This window comes from Nostoc sp. GT001 (assembly GCF_030382115.1).
Lineage (GTDB): Bacteria > Cyanobacteriota > Cyanobacteriia > Cyanobacteriales > Nostocaceae > Nostoc.
Map to the genome: position 1 here is coordinate 4258343 of NZ_JAUDRJ010000003.1, position 15434 is coordinate 4273776.

Genomic DNA, 15434 nt, shown 5'->3' on the forward strand with positions numbered 1-15434 from the left:
GACAACATAGATTTCTTTCAAATGTAACGCTTGCACCACTGAATTGTTGCTAATTTTTGTAGATGATTGTTTAGTTGCGGTATGTGGACATAAGAGGCAGAGGTGCAGCATTTCGGCTCCTTTCGACTTTGCTACCTCGGCTCCACTCGGCACAAGGCAAGCAAGTCGCTCAGTAACCTAGGGGCAGAGGAGAAAGACTTACTGCAACTGCTCCTCGGTCACTGAGCGTAGCCGAAGTGCTGCTCCCCTGCTCCCCTGCTTCTCCAGTCCCCAATCCCCAGTCAACTTGGAAAGGAATTCTGATCTTTTTAGTTTCCGAGTCCGAGGGTCAGCTGGCTCCACTAACATAAACTCCGGCTGAGTGATGGACTCGGAACTTTTGGTAGAGTGTTCACACTGAAAACTTAGGCGTAAAGAGGAGAACAATCAGTAAAACTCAAAATTGGCTTGTAATTTACTAGACCAAAGCAATTAAGCTTCTACTGGTAAATTGTTCATTCGATCTGGTTAGGTAGAGTACAGCAATTGACATCATTCAAACAGACTTTGCCCCACTGTAAAGCCCAGCGGACAAGGGCTACTCGATTATCTGTCTCAGTCTTCGTGAGAATATTACTGATATGGTTATCAACTGTACGCTTGCTAATCTCCAGTTTTCCTGCAATCTCTTGGTTAGTTAAGCCAGCGGCCACTAGGTCGATAATTTGCAGTTCTCTGTCTGACAGACTAACGGGGGTCTCAGACTTGCCACCAGCCATGACTATTTCTATCCTCCCTTGGTATATGTACTTAATCGCTCTTTCTAATTCTAGAAGATTCTTTTCTTGGTAGGGGTTTCAAGTGTTAGCAGTAATATGATTGTCAATATTTTCTTTGGATTTCAAGTTGCCAAAAATATAAACTACGCGAAACTTTATGTAATAAATATAGCTTATTTTCATAAATATATTGTCTAAGCACTTAGTTAAAATAAGCGAGTATGAGAAGCATATATATGCTATAGGAGTAGTAAAAATTGCTATTTCATTCTATGAAGGACTGGCGACAGATTATCAAAAACTATTGTAGATTTTATACTGTAAATTCCTAATCCCAAATCAAAATCTAAAATTGAAAATGAGATGAGCAATCCCCGTGTTTTGTGCCTTGGTGAAATTTTATTTGATTGTTTAGCCGATCAATTAGGGCTAAAGCTGGAAGAAGTGAAATCTTGGACTCCTTATCCAGGAGGGGCACCAGCTAATGTAGCCTGTGCTTTAGTCAAGCTAGGAATGTCAGCGGGATTTATCGGAGCTGTTGGCGAAGATGAACCAGGGAATGAATTGGTCAAGCTATTACAAGATGTAGGTGTAGAAACGACAGGAGTACAACGCCATCCCACAGCACCAACGCGGCAAGTTTATGTTACACGGGATCTGGCTGGCGATCGCACCTTTGCCGGATTTGGTCAGTACGATACCGCAGAATTTGCCGATACTCGCCTGCAAGCTAAACAATTGTCAGATTCGCTGTTTCAACAGGCAGATTTTCTAGTTTTGGGTACTTTGGAATTAGCCTATCCTGAAAGTGAAGAGGCAATAAACCGCGCTCTAGAGTTAGCAGAACATTACGACTTAAAAATTGTGCTGGATGTCAACTGGCGTCCTGTATTTTGGAAGGAGCCAAACATCGCCCATCAAAAAATTCCCGAATTATTTAATCGAGTTGATTTCCTCAAACTCTCCAAAGAAGAAGCTGAATGGTTATTTGAAACCGCAGATCCCGGAGCCATTACTTATCGTCTAGCTTCGATTGAGGGGGTACTGGTGACAGATGGGGAAAACGGCTGCACTTATTGTCTGGGTGAGAACGAAGGCAAATTACCCTCGTTTTCCATCCCTGTAGTTGATACAACTGGTGCAGGAGATAGCTTTTTGGCAGGATTCATCTATCAACTGAGTCAATATGGTATCCACAGCTTGCGGGATGCAGAAACAGCAAAACGCATTGTTACTTATGCCAGTGCTGTTGGGGCACTGACTACTATTAAAGCAGGTGCGATCGCTTCTCAACCTACTGCTGCTGAAGTCGAAGCTTTTTTAGCTACACATCAACTCTAGAAATTAGTATAAGCCACAGGGATATCAGCCACCAAAGGCTGATACTCCTGGCTAGAAAATGGGCGAAAATCTTCATGCCATTCTGCGGTCATATTCAACAATAAACGCAGTTGCAGAGGGGTCGGTACTGGGTTAACGCGCTCAACATGTACTTTTACAAGTTCTGAATTTTTGTTCTTGAGTTTAAAAACATCATCCACAATATACCGAGGGCAATAACCTACGATGTAATGATCCTCAGTGCATAAGAGCAATGCACGCGGGTCATGGGGATTTTGAAATTCGTTAGCTAAATATAAGAGTTCACCCGTTTGTAATTGATTAATCCGTTCAGTTGCACAAGCAGGAAGGTGTCGTAGTCCATGTGCAAAAAAATGGATGTGGTATAAACCATTTTCATGTGGTTCTGGGCATGGGAAAACTTCAAAATAATCTGTTACCTTGCGTCCACCACTACGAGAAAGAATGCTAACTGGATCGTCTTCACCTTCGGGAATATTTAGCGATTCAATATAATTTTTGTAGTCAGGGCGAGAGCGTCGCATTAATCGATTAGAAAACAAGGGAAACAGTTCAACTGATGTGTATTCTTTGTTTAAGTCTGGGAAGGAATACAATAGCTGAAAATTATGTTCAGTTTGAGCTTTTACAGCACCTTGCGTATATACAAATTGATATTTTTTTCCGTCAAATTTTAAGCGACCAATGGGAAGCCAAACACGACTATTAGGATCTTGCCAAGCTAAAAAAAGTGTTTTCATAGTAGGGTGTTCAGCAGCTTACTTTGATTTAATTCCAATATCTTCTGTGCAAATTCAATTGCTGTTTGCGATATGCGATTAGATGGAATACGCTCAAAAAGCTCTAACGTATCATTGCTTGACACCCTTGCTAAATTATTCAACCATACTCTCGCTGCATCTGGATACCGTTGTTGCGCTTCACAAAATGCATTAAAAGTCTTGAGAGTTTTTTGATCACCAACTATAGCATACAACGCAGAATTGCATTTTTCTACATACGCTTGGACAGAAAAGCCAGCGTCTTTTGTGGTTAGTCTGTTTTTTCTTTTAGAATCAGGCTCGTTCCTACCGAGACAGGAGGCATGGTCATAGGTTGGTGCTAGATAAATCTTGTCTTGTAAACTGATGAATGCCCAATTTTCATGGTGTCGATCGCTATTCCCGATCCAAGCGTCTAAAAGTAAATACCCAACAAAAGTTTCTGTCGCATGACTAATTCTCTCTGGTGGTGTCCAGTCGATAGGTAAATTAACTGAAGCATCTCCGATCGCATTGAATACATTATCAATTGTGTGTTGGGACAGGTCTTTAGAATCTTGTGGATAATTAGATACTAGCCGAGCCAGAATTTCATTACCAAGGATGAGAATTGCACCTTCTTGAGGCGGCAAAAATGAGGGTGAAACAATACCGTTTTCCCCATTGAATATTGCCAGTTCATAATCAGCATGGGGTAAACCTAGTAACTCGCACAACTCGGCTGCAATCTTTTCTGCCCAATCTTCTCCTGTGTTTGGTCTAGCTTTCTTGAATAGACAACGACCTAAATACTGATGGCGAAACCAGAACTTTTCTTTGGTTCCTAAATCTTCATCGGCCTCTGGGGCATCTAGGGGAACGTCAATAATCGAAAACTGCTCTGGCATCATTTATGGGAAAGCCTGATTTAAAACAAATTATTAACTTCACCTATTTTGGAAATGTGTAACAATCAATGGGTTGTCTTAGTTTGCTGCCATAGAGTATCAACAGTTACAAACTTATAACCTTGTTCTAGCAGTTGCGGAATAAGAATCTGAATTGTCGCAGCAACATCTTGTCCACCGCAAGCACCATCATGCAAGACAATTATTGAACCATTTTTGACCTGTTGCATAATTCGCTGTACCACAGTAGTGACACCTGGCCGCACCCAATCTTCTGGTACAACACTCCACATTACTGGGCGGTAATTCCACTGAAAGAACAATTTTAAAGTCACGGGTGTAAAGAAACCATTGGGGGGGCGAACATCTCGCACTTGTTCAGGTTGCAGATTGCAGGCATTGTAAATGGCAGCTTGGGTTTTTTCTAAACTGTCCTTTAGGTCGTTTGGGGAAAGCATAGGAAAAGAGCGATGATCGTAGCCATGCAATCCAATCCAGTGTCCGCGATCGCTAACGGCTTTAGCAATGGCTGGTGAACGGTTGACGCAAACACCCAACCAAAAAAACTCGCTGTAATCTTGTAACGATCTAACACTGCCAAGACTTCGGGTGTGTATTGCGGATGTGGCCCATCATCGAATGTGAGTGCGATCGCTTTAGCATGAGAATTTCCAGTCCAAAGACAGTTGGGAAAACTCGGCTGGAGAATGCGGTAGAAAATTGGGAACAGGGGAGCAAGTTGCATCACATATTTTGGTTTTTTCTGTCTACTTAGGGACTGACAAGAACTAAATTATCCATCTTGTGGGGTGGGCGTTTCGCCCGCCCTAAATCTAGTACGAGCAAGATGTCCATCTCACAAGAAAATTTGGGATGTTTTTTTTATTTGGAAGTCCCTTACTCAATATATAGAACTCATATTTTATTTTTGCGAAGTTAAGTAAACATCTCATAGCGATCGCCATGAAATACATGTTGGTCGCTTTTTCCTGCCGCTAAAACAAAGCTAACACCCATTAGGTCGGTGTCAAAATTTGTAGTTTGAATCAAGCAAGTGCAAGAAGTAAAAGGGTTTTATCCTACTTTATATTTTTTTACATAGTTGTAGATTATAAAAACTTTTTTTTGCGTAATCTTACAGAATGATGTTGATTACTTAAATATAGAAGCTGATAACGCGTGCGAACAACACAGCTTACTTAGTTAACATTCACAATTATTTTAATTAAGGATGATCTCTCATGGTATTCACTTACAACGGAACTTCTGGCAACGACTACTACAACCAACTGACTTCCGATGATGTAAAGGCTTTTGGTTATGAGGGCAATGATTTTATCTGGACGGGTTCTGGCAATGATAGTATCTACGGCGATAGTGGCGAAGATACCCTCAAAGGTTGGTCTGGTAACGATATAATCAGCGGTGGCAGTGATGATGATTACATGGATGGTGGTGCTGGTATAGACACCGTTGATTACACATACTGGAATGGTGGAGGCACTTACAACCTGGCAACTGGTGTTGCATCCTTCCCAGGCTTCTATAACGAAGACATTCTCAACTTCGAGAACATCATAACCGGAAGCGGCAATGACAATGTGATTGGCAGTGAAGCAAATAACACAATCATCACTGGGGCTGGTAACGATACAGTTAGTGGTGGTGGTGGCGATGATTATATGGATGGTGGTGCTGGTATAGACACCGTTGATTACACATACTGGAATGGTGGAGGCACTTACAACCTGGCAACTGGTGTTGCATCCTTCCCAGGCTTCTATAACGAAGACATTCTCAACTTCGAGAACATCATAACCGGGAGCGGCAATGACAATGTGATTGGTAGTGAAGCAAATAACACAATCATCACTGGGGCTGGTAACGATACAGTTAGTGGTGGTGGTGGCGATGATTACATGGATGGTGGTGCTGGTATAGACACCGTTGATTACACATACTGGAATGGTGGAGGCACTTACAACCTGGCAACTGGTGTTGCATCCTTCCCAGGCTTCTATAACGAAGACATTCTCAACTTCGAGAACATCATAACCGGGAGCGGCAATGACAATGTGATTGGTAGTGCCGCAAATAACACAATCATCACTGGGGCTGGTAATGACTACATAAAAGGTGGCAGCGGACAAGACGTACTGTATGGCGGTGCTGGCGCAGATACATTTGTCTTCGATAGCTTCTACGAAGGCGTTGACATTATCAAAGACTTTGAGTGGAAAGAGGGTGACAAAATCCAGATTTCTAAGTATGGCTTTGGCGCTACCTCTAACAGCCAGTTCAGCTACGACTACAATAATGGAAACTTATCCTACAATGGAAGCCTATTCGCGACCATCGAGAACAAACCCTCTGGTCTTAGTACTAATCTAGACATTGTGCTGGTGTAATTGCTATTGAGCTTGTGCATCAATTAATTTCAAAAATAGAGTGCGATCGCACTCTATTTTTTGGCTATTTTTACTTGGGGTATTGCATCAAAATTCGGCATCAAAGGTTCTAACATCAGAGCGATCGCTTTGGTCTGTCAATGCTTTATTTTGTAACAAAATCTGTAACAGCAATGCTATTTTACCTATCTCTCGTCTAGATTGATGACAAATCTACGGGGAATCCCTGAATTAAGGGTTGATGTTACTAAAAGATATACGAGATTATCAGATTTTATTTTTGGGCTTGTTCCTAGTCTTGGGAATCGGTACACGAGATTGGACGCTGCGACCAGAGTTAATTGCGGTAGCGATCGCCACAAGTCTAGCAACTCAATGGATATTGTCATGGGTAACAGGCAAAGAACAAGTAGCAAATTTTCGCAGTGCTTTAATTACATCACTGGGACTGAGTTTACTGTTGCGGGCTGACCATTGGACGACAATGGCAATAGCCGCAGCAATTGCGATCGCTAGCAAATTTATCTTCCAAGTCGGCGATAAGCATTTCTTCAATCCCGCCAACTTTGGCATCATATCTGCCTTAATTCTCACCCCGGATGCTTGGGTTTCGCCGGGACAATGGGGTGAAGAGTGGTGGTATGGGCTATTATTTCTCGGTACTGGCGGTATGATTTTGCAGCGCATTGGTCGTTGGGATACCACAGCAGCTTTTTTGGGTTCCTACTCTTTGCTAGAAGCCATTCGCAATTTCTGGCTGGGTTGGACTTGGGATGTTTACTGGCATCGATTGATGAGTGGATCTTTGCTGCTGTTCGCCCTATTTATGATTACCGATCCGCGATCGATTCCCAATTCCCGAATTGGGCGTATAGTTTGGGCAATTTGCATCGCCGGATTAACCTTTATCCTGCGAAATTATTTCTTTGTTTCCACAGCAGTTTTCTGGGCGCTGTTTGCCCTTGCACCGTTGAGTATCCTCCTAGATGGTTTCTGGTTAGCCCCAAGGTTTACTTGGCGAGAAAAAGATCAGGAAGCAGAGATAGAACTCCTAACTCCTAACTCCTAACTCAAAAAGATAGAGGTATAAAATAATGAAGTTTTTTCGACTTTTAACACCATTATTGTTAGCAATTGTAGCTGTTTTGTGCTTTGCCCCCGCAGCTTGGGCATTTTGTGGATTTTATGTAGCCAAAGCTGATACAAAACTGTATAACAAAGCTTCTCAGGTAGCGATCGCGCGGGATGGCGATCGCACTATCATGACAATGGCAAACGATTTTCAAGGCGAAGTCAAAGATTTTGCAATGGTAGTACCAGTGCCAACAGTGCTGCAAAAAGAACAAGTTCGCGTCACAGAACCCAAGATTATCGAGCGGCTAGATGCTTTTAGTGCGCCGCGATTGGTAGAATATTTTGACCCAGATCCTTGTGCCCCAGTTTACGAAAGAGAGTTATCAGCAGCACCAGCGCCAGCAGCAGCGAGAAGTGAGGCGGGAAGTGCAAGGGACGATGCTAGTTTGGGTGTGACGGTTGAAGCACGTTTTAACGTTGGCGAATACGATATTGTGATCCTCAGTGCGAAAGAATCTGGTGGGTTGGAAACTTGGCTTAAACGCAATGGCTACAAAATCCCCAGAGGTGCGAAACAGTTACTTCAGCCTTATATTCGCTCCTCAATGAAATTCTTTGTTGCTAAAGTCAACTTGGATAAATTCGAGCAATCTGGCTACCAGTTTCTCCGTCCGTTACAAATTTCCTACCAATCACCTAAATTCATGCTGCCAATTCGTTTGGGCATGATCAATGCTAAGACAGAGCAGGATTTAATTGTCTACATTCTCTCGCCCCAAGGACAGGCAGAAATCACTAACTATCGGACGGTAAAAATTCCCTCCGACGCGAATATTCCCTTATTTGTCAAAGATGAATTTGGTGAATTCTACAAATCCATGTTTCAAACTATCTACACCAAAGAAGACAGGAAAGTTGGTTTTTTAGAATACGCTTGGGATATGGGTAGTTGCGATCCTTGTTCTGCCGAACCCCTGACTCCAGAAGAACTCAAGCAAGCAGGTGTATTTTGGCTAGATGATAATTCTCCAAGTAATGTGCCAGTNACCCCCAGCTTTCGTCGTCCCTCTCCTAGAAGTAACGTTTTTATCTCTCGCTTGCATGTTCGCTATACCCGCGACAAATTCCCTGAAGACTTGATATTTCAACAAACAGCCAACAGTGAATCTTTCCAAGGACGTTATGTTTTGCAACATCCGTTCCAAGGGGAACTCAAATGTCAGGCTGGTAGACAATATAAGCAGTCTTTACCTAAACGTTTTGAACAAGAGGCGCAAACTCTAGCTAAACTAACCAACTGGAAAATCCAAGATATTCGCAACAAAATGAAATTGAGTGTAGGTAATCTGAGATATTCTTGGTGGGAAAATATCCTATCCTGGCTAGGATTATATTAAAGAGAGTGGGGAGTAAGATAAAAATCAAATCTGATACAGCAGAATTCAGAAGGAAAACCTGGTTTATATCTTGGTGACAGAGTTAGCTAGTGTAACTCCCCAACTTGAAATATACTATAATTTTATTACCTTAATTTTTATCATTTGATAAAAATTAAGGTATTGTTGTAAGTACTCTTCACCGAACCTCTCAAATCTCGAATAAGCTAATCTTAATTATTGAGGTCGCTCCGTTTTTTACGGTTTAATAATCCAGACATACTTATTCCTGTCACCAGCAACCCAATCAATCCCAATCCATTAAAAATTGGGTAAATTGCTTCTAAATGCAAGATTTCCCCTGTATGAATTCTTAACAGCAAACTAGAAGAAAGCCCAGTACTAATTGACCATTCCTTAACAATAGTTGTCAATATACCAGTCAATACAGTTAACATTAAAGGTAGACAAATTATGATACCGATCGCGCGGTGATACTTGCGAAATGCTCGTTTCATAGTCTTTGCTCCAGAAAGATTATTATTTTATACTAGTGGTTATTAAAATTAGGCTTTGCGGAATTAGGAACTGACAAGAAATAAATTATCCATCTTGTAGGGTGGGCATCCTGACCGCCTTGAATATGTGACGGATGAGGACACCCATACTACAAGAGAATTTGGGATATTTTTTATTTGGAAGTCTCTTATGGGATAATTTAAACCAATATGGCTTGAAATTTCGATGCTTACAGCCGCCAATTTATCCTGCAAAGGAAGCAGTTATCTCCTGTATAAAAAATTATTAATCAAATGCCCGTCTTATGTTACCTTTTTTTGCTTTTGAAACTTATTATAGAAATAAGTATAGGATTAAATGATATATTTAGCTAGTAGAGACTATCTCTATAAATGTTGCTGTTAATACTGGCAAATATGAGACTTTTTTCTTTCATCAATTAGATTTTAATAATTCAGGACTTACGCAAAATCATGAAAAAACGAACCGCATTCGCGTTAGCGTCTCCCCTTGGAATAAGGACGCATTCGCGCAGCGTCTCGTTAAAGAAGGACACAAAGGAACAAGAGTTTCAGAGAGTTTTTGCGTAAGTCCTATAATTAATCAAGGAGTTTTACAATGAAGTTTTTTCAACTAATGTCGAGCGTTGTAGGTATCAGCTTGCTAGCTTTGGTAGGCTGTAACAGTCCCGAACAAGCTACTACCCAAACTACCCCAGCGGTGACTCCTAATCCTAGCGTAGCATCAGCCCCGGCGACAACATCTACTACAGGTAATAGTAGTTTACTAACTATAGTATCCAAAACTAAAGCCGCAGTTACATCTGGCAACTTTGTTCAAGCTAAAAAAGAATTTGATAAATTTGAGGATTCTTGGAAAGAAGTTGAAGACGGTATCAAAGTTAAATCTCGTAATAATTATGAAACTATAGAGACAAATATGGATCAGATTACAGGAGAACTTAAAGCTTCTAAACCCCAAAAAGGCAAATTATTGACAGCATTGCAATCATTAGAAAAAACTATTACTGCTGTTTCAAAAACTTAACTAAAATATGCATTTAAAATAACTTGAATGCACCACCGCCTTTTAAAAAGATACTAGTATCTTGACGAAAGGTAATTCTTTCGGGTGTTGTTATACGCAATACTAAGATATTCTTGCTTTCTTCGCCAAGATTGTCATGGTTCAATTCGATGAACAGCTACGCCGCTTAGTTATAGAAGCCTGTGGACACCAACCTGGAAGCCCTCAGCGTCAGAAGCTGCTCACGCAAATTATTCGCTTGACAGCAAGTAGACTCTGGAGGGAAACTACTCCCTACTATCAAGACGCACTACAACAAACTTGGTTGTATTTCTGTCGTAATGTTTGTGAAGGTTTGACAGGTCAAATCTACGATCCAAATTATGGCAGTGTGATCACCTGGCTGAATGCTTACCTAAAACGGAGACTACAAGACTTTTACCTTAAGCAGAACCGAGAACAAGCCACAACAGTCCCTTTGAGAATTCGTCAGTCTACATCTGGTGGAATAAGTGAAACCATCGATCCTGTAGATAACCTACACGCTACCCCCCAAGCACCTCCAATTTTGGAAGAGTTGGAGATATGGGCGAAGACAGATTCGGATGGGGAACTGCGCGGTACTTACATTAAAGGGCGTCCAGATGTGAATTGTCAGGTGTTAATTATCAAACGCTTACCCCCAGAAGTTAGCTGGAAAGATTTATCTGAGGAATTTGGGTTGTCAATTCCGACATTAAGCAGTTTTTATCAACGCCAATGTTTACCGCGTTTGCGTAAGTTTGCAGAATTGGAGGGATTATTATGATCGGTGCTGTTAACGAATAGCTAGCCACGGTCGAGCCAGTGCTGAGTCAGAAGTAGTACTGATGAATCTTCCCGTTTTCAGCCGAGGTATTCATCCTCGGAATTGATTTCATGTCTAGACCTAGTTAATTTTACTTTTTACTCAGTACTGTTTCGGCGGGTTTTTGGTTAAGGTTAGCGATCGCCTTTTAACTATACTTTGCTAATCAAGTTTCACCGCGATCGCCATAAATCAGAAAATTGTGGAAGCTCAAAGATTGCTGAGGGATGGGAATGGTAACATTACCCTGTTAGCCTATAGTTCATCCTATGTGTTTCTGGTTATCACCTACCTCTCGTCATGCTTATGGCTAAAACAACTAGGATTTTTGGCGCAAATTCTCTAAAGTTTAAAAGCAGGAGTAGAGAAACGGCAAGGACGCGCTGGCTCACTGCACTAGCTCACTGTTTACGTTTGCCTTTGTACTTTTTGATCGCTTTGCTATGCATTGTCGGTTCACCAGTGCTAGCAAAAGTTCCTAGCTCAATCAATTCTTTATCCCAACTGCCAATAAATAGTACAATATCGCTGGCTGTGCCCACTGATGCCGCTTCACTCCTACAGCAGGGCAAAGTTTTATACAGGAATGGCAAATTTGCCAAAGCTGTAGAAGTATTACAACAGGCTGTCCAAATATATAAGCACACTTCGGCATTGCTCAGTGACCAGCAAGGGGAGAGCCTTGCACTAGCAGTGACACTGAGTAATCTTTCCCTAGCTTACCAGCAACTCGGTGCATGGAGTCAGGCGCAGCAGGCAATTACAGAAAGCTTAAATTTACTCCAAGGACAGGATAAAAACCAAAATCTGCAAATATTTGCCCAATCATTAGATATTCAAGGTCGTCTGCAATTGGCAATGGGACAGTCTGAGGCGGCTTTGGCAACTTGGCAGCAGACAGAAGAAATTTACAAACAAGCAGATAATCAAAGTGGCGTGGTGCGATCGCTAATCAATCAAGCACAAGCGTGGCGCACCCAAGGATTTTACCCGCGAGCGTTCAAAACACTCGATCGAATAAGTAAGACGTTAAAATCTCAACCAGATTCTAGAGAAAAAACAGTGAGTTTGCGATCGCTCGGTGATGCCCTTTTGGTATTGGGCGATTTGAAAAAGTCACGCAAAGCCTTAGAAGCAAGTCTGATAATTGCTCAAAATCTCCAATCAAGCGCTGATATTGGGGCTAGTCTGTTCAGCTTGGGGAATAATGCCCGTAAACAAAACCAAAAGGAACAGGCGATCGCCTATTATCAACAAACAGTTGCAGTATCTCCCTCACCCCTCACAAAAGTTCAAGCACAACTCAATCACCTGGGACTACTGATTAAAGATAAAGAATGGGCAAAGGTGCAAACTATTTTGCCGTCCATTGAGTCCCACCTCAAGCAACTTCCCCTCAGCCGTGCGAGTATTTACGCTCACGTTAACTATTCACAAAGTTTAGCCAAAGTCAAGAGTGGTGTATTGCAAGCATCAAGTCAGAGTTCTTACTCAGGATTAAGTACAAAAGACTCAGCAAAATTACTCGCTAGTGCCATCCAGCAATCCCGCAGTTTAGAAGACAAACGGGCAGAGGCTTATGCTCTAAAGAGTTTAGGCGGCTTGTACGAAGAAACCAGACAGTGGGCAGAAGCGCAAGACCTGACCCGGCAAGGATTAGCTTTGGCACAGAGTAGCAATGCCTCAGAAATTACCTATAGCTTGGAGTGGCAGTTAGGTAGATTGCTTTGGGCACAAAAAGATATTAATGGTGCGATCGCCGCTTATGATGCTGCTGTAGACACTCTTGAGTCTCTCCGCAAAGATTTAGTAGTCAATAAAGATGTCGTGAACCAAGATGTGCAATTTGACTTCCGGGACAGTGTAGAACCCGTTTACCGCCAGTCAGTGGAGTTGCTACTGCAATCCCAAAAAGGAAAACCAAATGAAAAAATATTGGAGAAAGCACGCGAACGGATTGAAGCACTCCAACTAGCAGAATTAGACGACTTCTTTCAGGAAGCTTGTCTGCAAGGTCAGAAAGTAGCCCTCGATCGAGTAGTAGAGAAAGATAATTCCAAGGCTGCCATCCTTTATCCAATTATTCTTCGTGACGAACTCCAGGTAATTGTCAAAATTCCTACACAATCTTTGCAAAGCTACAGTACCAAGATTTCCCAAGCCGAAGTAGAGAACCTTTTAATAGAACTGCGAAGAAATCTTGTCAATCCAACTGCTACTAAGATCGTCCAAACCCAATCGCAAGAAGTTTACAACTGGCTACTTAAACCTATTGAGTCACAATTGCAACAAAGTGGCGTCGATACGTTAGTGTTCGTCCTAGATGGGCCATTACGCAATTTACCAATGGCAGCTCTCTACGATGGTAAACAATATTTAGTAGAGAAATATGCGATCGCTCTGAGTGTCGGTCTGCAACTCCTCGACCCAAAACCGCTGGTAAAACAGCAACTGAGAGCGCTAACCGCAGGACTGACTCAGCCACCGCCAGGATTTCCCAAGTTTGCACCATTGCTGGCGATCAAATCTGAATTTGACGGTATTGCGAAAGCTGGAGTTTCGACAACCAGCCTATTAGATGGCGATTTTAAGAAAAAGAATTTGGAAAGTGAAATTGGTGCTACTTCATTCAACATAGTGCATTTGGCAACCCACGGTCAGTTTAGCTCCCGCCTTGAAGACACTTTTATTTTAGATTTCGATGGTCAGATCAATGTCAAAGATTTTGATACTCTCTTTCACAGTCAGGGTAAAACCATCGTAGAATTATTGGTTTTGAGTGCTTGCCAAACAGCAACAGGAGACAGCCGTGCAGCACTCGGTCTAGCAGGAGCAGCTGTCCGTGCTGGGGCACGTAGTACCATCGCTTCCCTGTGGCAAATTGATGATGAATCAACAGCGATGTTTGTTAGTGCCTTCTATCGAGAACTCAAGAGTGGCAAAATCACCAAAGCCGAAGCAGTCCATCGTGCCCAACTACAACTGCTAAAACATCCCAACTACAGAGCGCCAAGCTTTTGGTCTGCCTATATATTGATTGGTAATTGGTTGTGATTGAACGCTCAAATTGTCGGCTCAAAATTTGGCAACCTATCTGCTAGTTGATAAACCGCTTTTAGCAGTTTGAGGCTATCTTCATAGAAGTATAAATACTCAAAATCTCTATCTCCCAGATCATTTCAATATACAATCTTTTAATTTTATGGGATATTTTTACCTAATCCCCAGTCCCCAATTCTCTTTTTCCAGTATTCAGTTTTTTTTCCAGTATTCAGTTTTGTGGCATAAATTTATTGAATGCGGGTGATATATACATAGCAGCATTGATCCCTAGAAATTGACTTATGAATAACTCCACCTATCAGCTAGATGATGTCGCTTTAACATTGCCGATTTCCCAAACAGCCCGCATAACTGCCCAGCAATTTGCTAACCAGCAACCAAATCTTGAAAAAGCAGAGCAAGTCCGGCTGAATACTTTAGCTGTATGGGTGGTGAATGACTACTTGCAAATGATGGATATTCCTACCGATCTTCAAGCTAGTGACAGTTGGAACCCCATCATGCGCCTTTGTGGGGATATCGCTGATTTAGAACTGCCCTCAATTGGCCGTCTGGAGTGTCGCCCTGTCCATCTGCATCAGCAAATATGTTTTATTCCTCCAGAAACTTGGGAAGAACGGGTGGGTTATTTAATAGTTCAATTTGATGAATCGCTCGAAGAAGCAAGGCTGCTTGGTTTTATCCCTACTGTAGCCACTGAAACAGTTCCTTTAGCGCAACTGCAACCATTGGAAGCGTTTATTGACCACATCTGGGAACTGCGCCAATCCCCACCTAATTCATTAGTGAATTTGAGTCAATGGTTTGCTGGTATCTTTGAAACTGGTTGGGAGACTATTGAATCGCTGTGGAACGTGCCAGAACTCATGCCAACTTATGCCTTTCGCAGTATTGAAACTTTGGAATTAGATACCCTCAAACAACCAGAATCAATTACTAAACGGGCAAAAGTGATTGATTTAGGTATCCAAATCCACAACCAACCTGTGATGTTGATTGTAGAAATCAGCCCCGAAAAAGATCAACAAACTAGTATTCATCTCCAATTGCACGCCACTGGAAATCAAATCTACTTGCCACCAGGAGTTCATCTCACTGTTATAGATAGTTCAGGAGCAATATTTCTAGATGCTCAATCGAGAAAATCAGACAACTATATTCAGTTGCAGTTTCGTGGTGAACCTACAGAGCAATTTAGTGTTAGGGTATCCTTGGATAATACCAGTATTACCGAATATTTCCGAATTTGAAATATGTAGCTATCTTCCTTCTTTGTCGGTAATTTATTAAGTGATAATTCATTAATTGAAAATTAAAAATTAAAAATCCAAGCCAGTTTTTGGGGATTTTGAA

The 15434-nt window shown here is 41.8% G+C and carries 12 protein-coding genes and 1 pseudogene; 8 read left to right on the forward strand and 5 right to left on the reverse strand.

Annotated elements, in window-relative coordinates:
• Positions 1–494 precede the first annotated feature (494 nt).
• The gene (gene pedR / locus QUD05_RS20980) at positions 495–758 is read right to left on the reverse strand and encodes a photosynthetic electron transport-dependent transcriptional regulator PedR (protein WP_099103136.1); all 264 of its coding nucleotides are present in this window, start codon (positions 756–758) and stop codon (positions 495–497) included.
• A 363-nt stretch (positions 759–1121) separates the two neighbouring features.
• Here pedR and QUD05_RS20985 point away from each other — a divergent pair, with 363 nt between their 5' ends.
• Positions 1122–2099, forward strand: coding sequence for a carbohydrate kinase family protein (locus tag QUD05_RS20985; RefSeq protein WP_289797754.1), 978 nt, complete (start codon positions 1122–1124; stop codon positions 2097–2099).
• Here the strand turns inward: QUD05_RS20985 and QUD05_RS20990 are convergent.
• The 3 genes and pseudogenes from QUD05_RS20990 to QUD05_RS21000 all read right to left on the reverse strand — a co-directional run bounded on the left by QUD05_RS20990 (position 2096) and on the right by QUD05_RS21000 (position 4513).
• Positions 2096–2860 carry an HIRAN domain-containing protein gene (locus tag QUD05_RS20990; protein WP_289797755.1) on the reverse strand — a complete coding sequence of 255 codons (765 nt, stop codon included), beginning with the start codon at positions 2858–2860 and terminating at the stop codon, positions 2096–2098. The genes QUD05_RS20985 and QUD05_RS20990 overlap by 4 nt on opposite strands.
• Positions 2857–3771, reverse strand: a complete 915-nt coding sequence (locus QUD05_RS20995) for a HipA domain-containing protein (RefSeq protein ID WP_289797756.1) — start codon at positions 3769–3771, stop codon at positions 2857–2859. Before QUD05_RS20995 ends, QUD05_RS20990 begins: the two co-directional genes overlap by 4 nt.
• Positions 3772–3833: 62 nt before the next feature.
• Positions 3834–4513: pseudogene (locus QUD05_RS21000) on the reverse strand (polysaccharide deacetylase family protein).
• Positions 4514–5009: 496 nt separating this feature from the next.
• On the opposite strand from QUD05_RS21000, the gene QUD05_RS21005 reads away from it, so the two are divergent.
• The 3 genes from QUD05_RS21005 to QUD05_RS21015 all read left to right on the forward strand — a co-directional run bounded on the left by QUD05_RS21005 (position 5010) and on the right by QUD05_RS21015 (position 8647).
• On the forward strand, positions 5010–6176 hold the full coding sequence (locus tag QUD05_RS21005) for a calcium-binding protein (RefSeq protein WP_289797757.1): 1167 nt from the start codon (positions 5010–5012) through the stop codon (positions 6174–6176).
• Between the two features lie 241 nt (positions 6177–6417).
• Positions 6418–7245 carry an RnfABCDGE type electron transport complex subunit D gene (locus tag QUD05_RS21010; protein ID WP_289797758.1) on the forward strand — a complete coding sequence of 276 codons (828 nt, stop codon included), beginning with the start codon at positions 6418–6420 and terminating at the stop codon, positions 7243–7245.
• Positions 7246–7270: 25 nt separating this feature from the next.
• Positions 7271–8647, forward strand: a complete 1377-nt coding sequence (locus QUD05_RS21015) for a DUF2330 domain-containing protein (RefSeq protein ID WP_289797759.1) — start codon at positions 7271–7273, stop codon at positions 8645–8647.
• Positions 8648–8859: 212 nt separating this feature from the next.
• Here the strand turns inward: QUD05_RS21015 and QUD05_RS21020 are convergent, their stop codons facing one another.
• On the reverse strand, positions 8860–9144 hold the full coding sequence (locus QUD05_RS21020) for a peptidase (protein ID WP_289797760.1): 285 nt from the start codon (positions 9142–9144) through the stop codon (positions 8860–8862).
• Positions 9145–9763: 619 nt separating this feature from the next.
• On the opposite strand from QUD05_RS21020, the gene QUD05_RS21025 reads away from it, so the two are divergent.
• The 4 genes from QUD05_RS21025 (at position 9764) to QUD05_RS21040 (ending at position 15331) form a co-directional block, all read left to right on the forward strand.
• A complete protein-coding gene (locus QUD05_RS21025) occupies positions 9764–10192 on the forward strand; it encodes a DUF4363 domain-containing protein (protein ID WP_289797761.1) in 429 nt (142 codons plus the stop codon).
• 136 nt (positions 10193–10328) lie between these two features.
• Positions 10329–10979 carry a sigma-70 family RNA polymerase sigma factor gene (locus QUD05_RS21030; protein ID WP_289797762.1) on the forward strand — a complete coding sequence of 217 codons (651 nt, stop codon included), beginning with the start codon at positions 10329–10331 and terminating at the stop codon, positions 10977–10979.
• Positions 10980–11324: 345 nt separating this feature from the next.
• Positions 11325–14072 carry a CHAT domain-containing protein gene (locus QUD05_RS21035; protein ID WP_502911405.1) on the forward strand — a complete coding sequence of 916 codons (2748 nt, stop codon included), beginning with the start codon at positions 11325–11327 and terminating at the stop codon, positions 14070–14072.
• Between the two features lie 290 nt (positions 14073–14362).
• On the forward strand, positions 14363–15331 hold the full coding sequence (locus QUD05_RS21040; RefSeq protein ID WP_289797764.1) for a DUF1822 family protein: 969 nt from the start codon (positions 14363–14365) through the stop codon (positions 15329–15331).
• Positions 15332–15434: the final 103 nt, after the last annotated feature.

Bases quoted from the DNA above. Each gene is read 5' to 3' on its own strand.
- pedR (WP_099103136.1), bottom strand. From the start codon at position 758: ATGGCTGGTGGCAAGTCTGAGACCCCCGTTAGTCTGTCAGACAGAGAA.
- QUD05_RS21010 (WP_289797758.1), top strand. From the start codon at position 6,418: ATGTTACTAAAAGATATACGAGATTATCAGATTTTATTTTTGGGCTTG.
- QUD05_RS21040 (WP_289797764.1), top strand. From the start codon at position 14,363: ATGAATAACTCCACCTATCAGCTAGATGATGTCGCTTTAACATTGCCG.
- QUD05_RS21030 (WP_289797762.1), top strand. From the start codon at position 10,329: ATGGTTCAATTCGATGAACAGCTACGCCGCTTAGTTATAGAAGCCTGT.
- QUD05_RS21005 (WP_289797757.1), top strand. From the start codon at position 5,010: ATGGTATTCACTTACAACGGAACTTCTGGCAACGACTACTACAACCAA.
- QUD05_RS21035 (WP_502911405.1), top strand. From the start codon at position 11,325: ATGGCTAAAACAACTAGGATTTTTGGCGCAAATTCTCTAAAGTTTAAA.
- QUD05_RS21025 (WP_289797761.1), top strand. From the start codon at position 9,764: ATGAAGTTTTTTCAACTAATGTCGAGCGTTGTAGGTATCAGCTTGCTA.
- QUD05_RS20985 (WP_289797754.1), top strand. From the start codon at position 1,122: ATGAGCAATCCCCGTGTTTTGTGCCTTGGTGAAATTTTATTTGATTGT.
- QUD05_RS20990 (WP_289797755.1), bottom strand. From the start codon at position 2,860: ATGAAAACACTTTTTTTAGCTTGGCAAGATCCTAATAGTCGTGTTTGG.
- QUD05_RS21020 (WP_289797760.1), bottom strand. From the start codon at position 9,144: ATGAAACGAGCATTTCGCAAGTATCACCGCGCGATCGGTATCATAATT.
- QUD05_RS20995 (WP_289797756.1), bottom strand. From the start codon at position 3,771: ATGATGCCAGAGCAGTTTTCGATTATTGACGTTCCCCTAGATGCCCCA.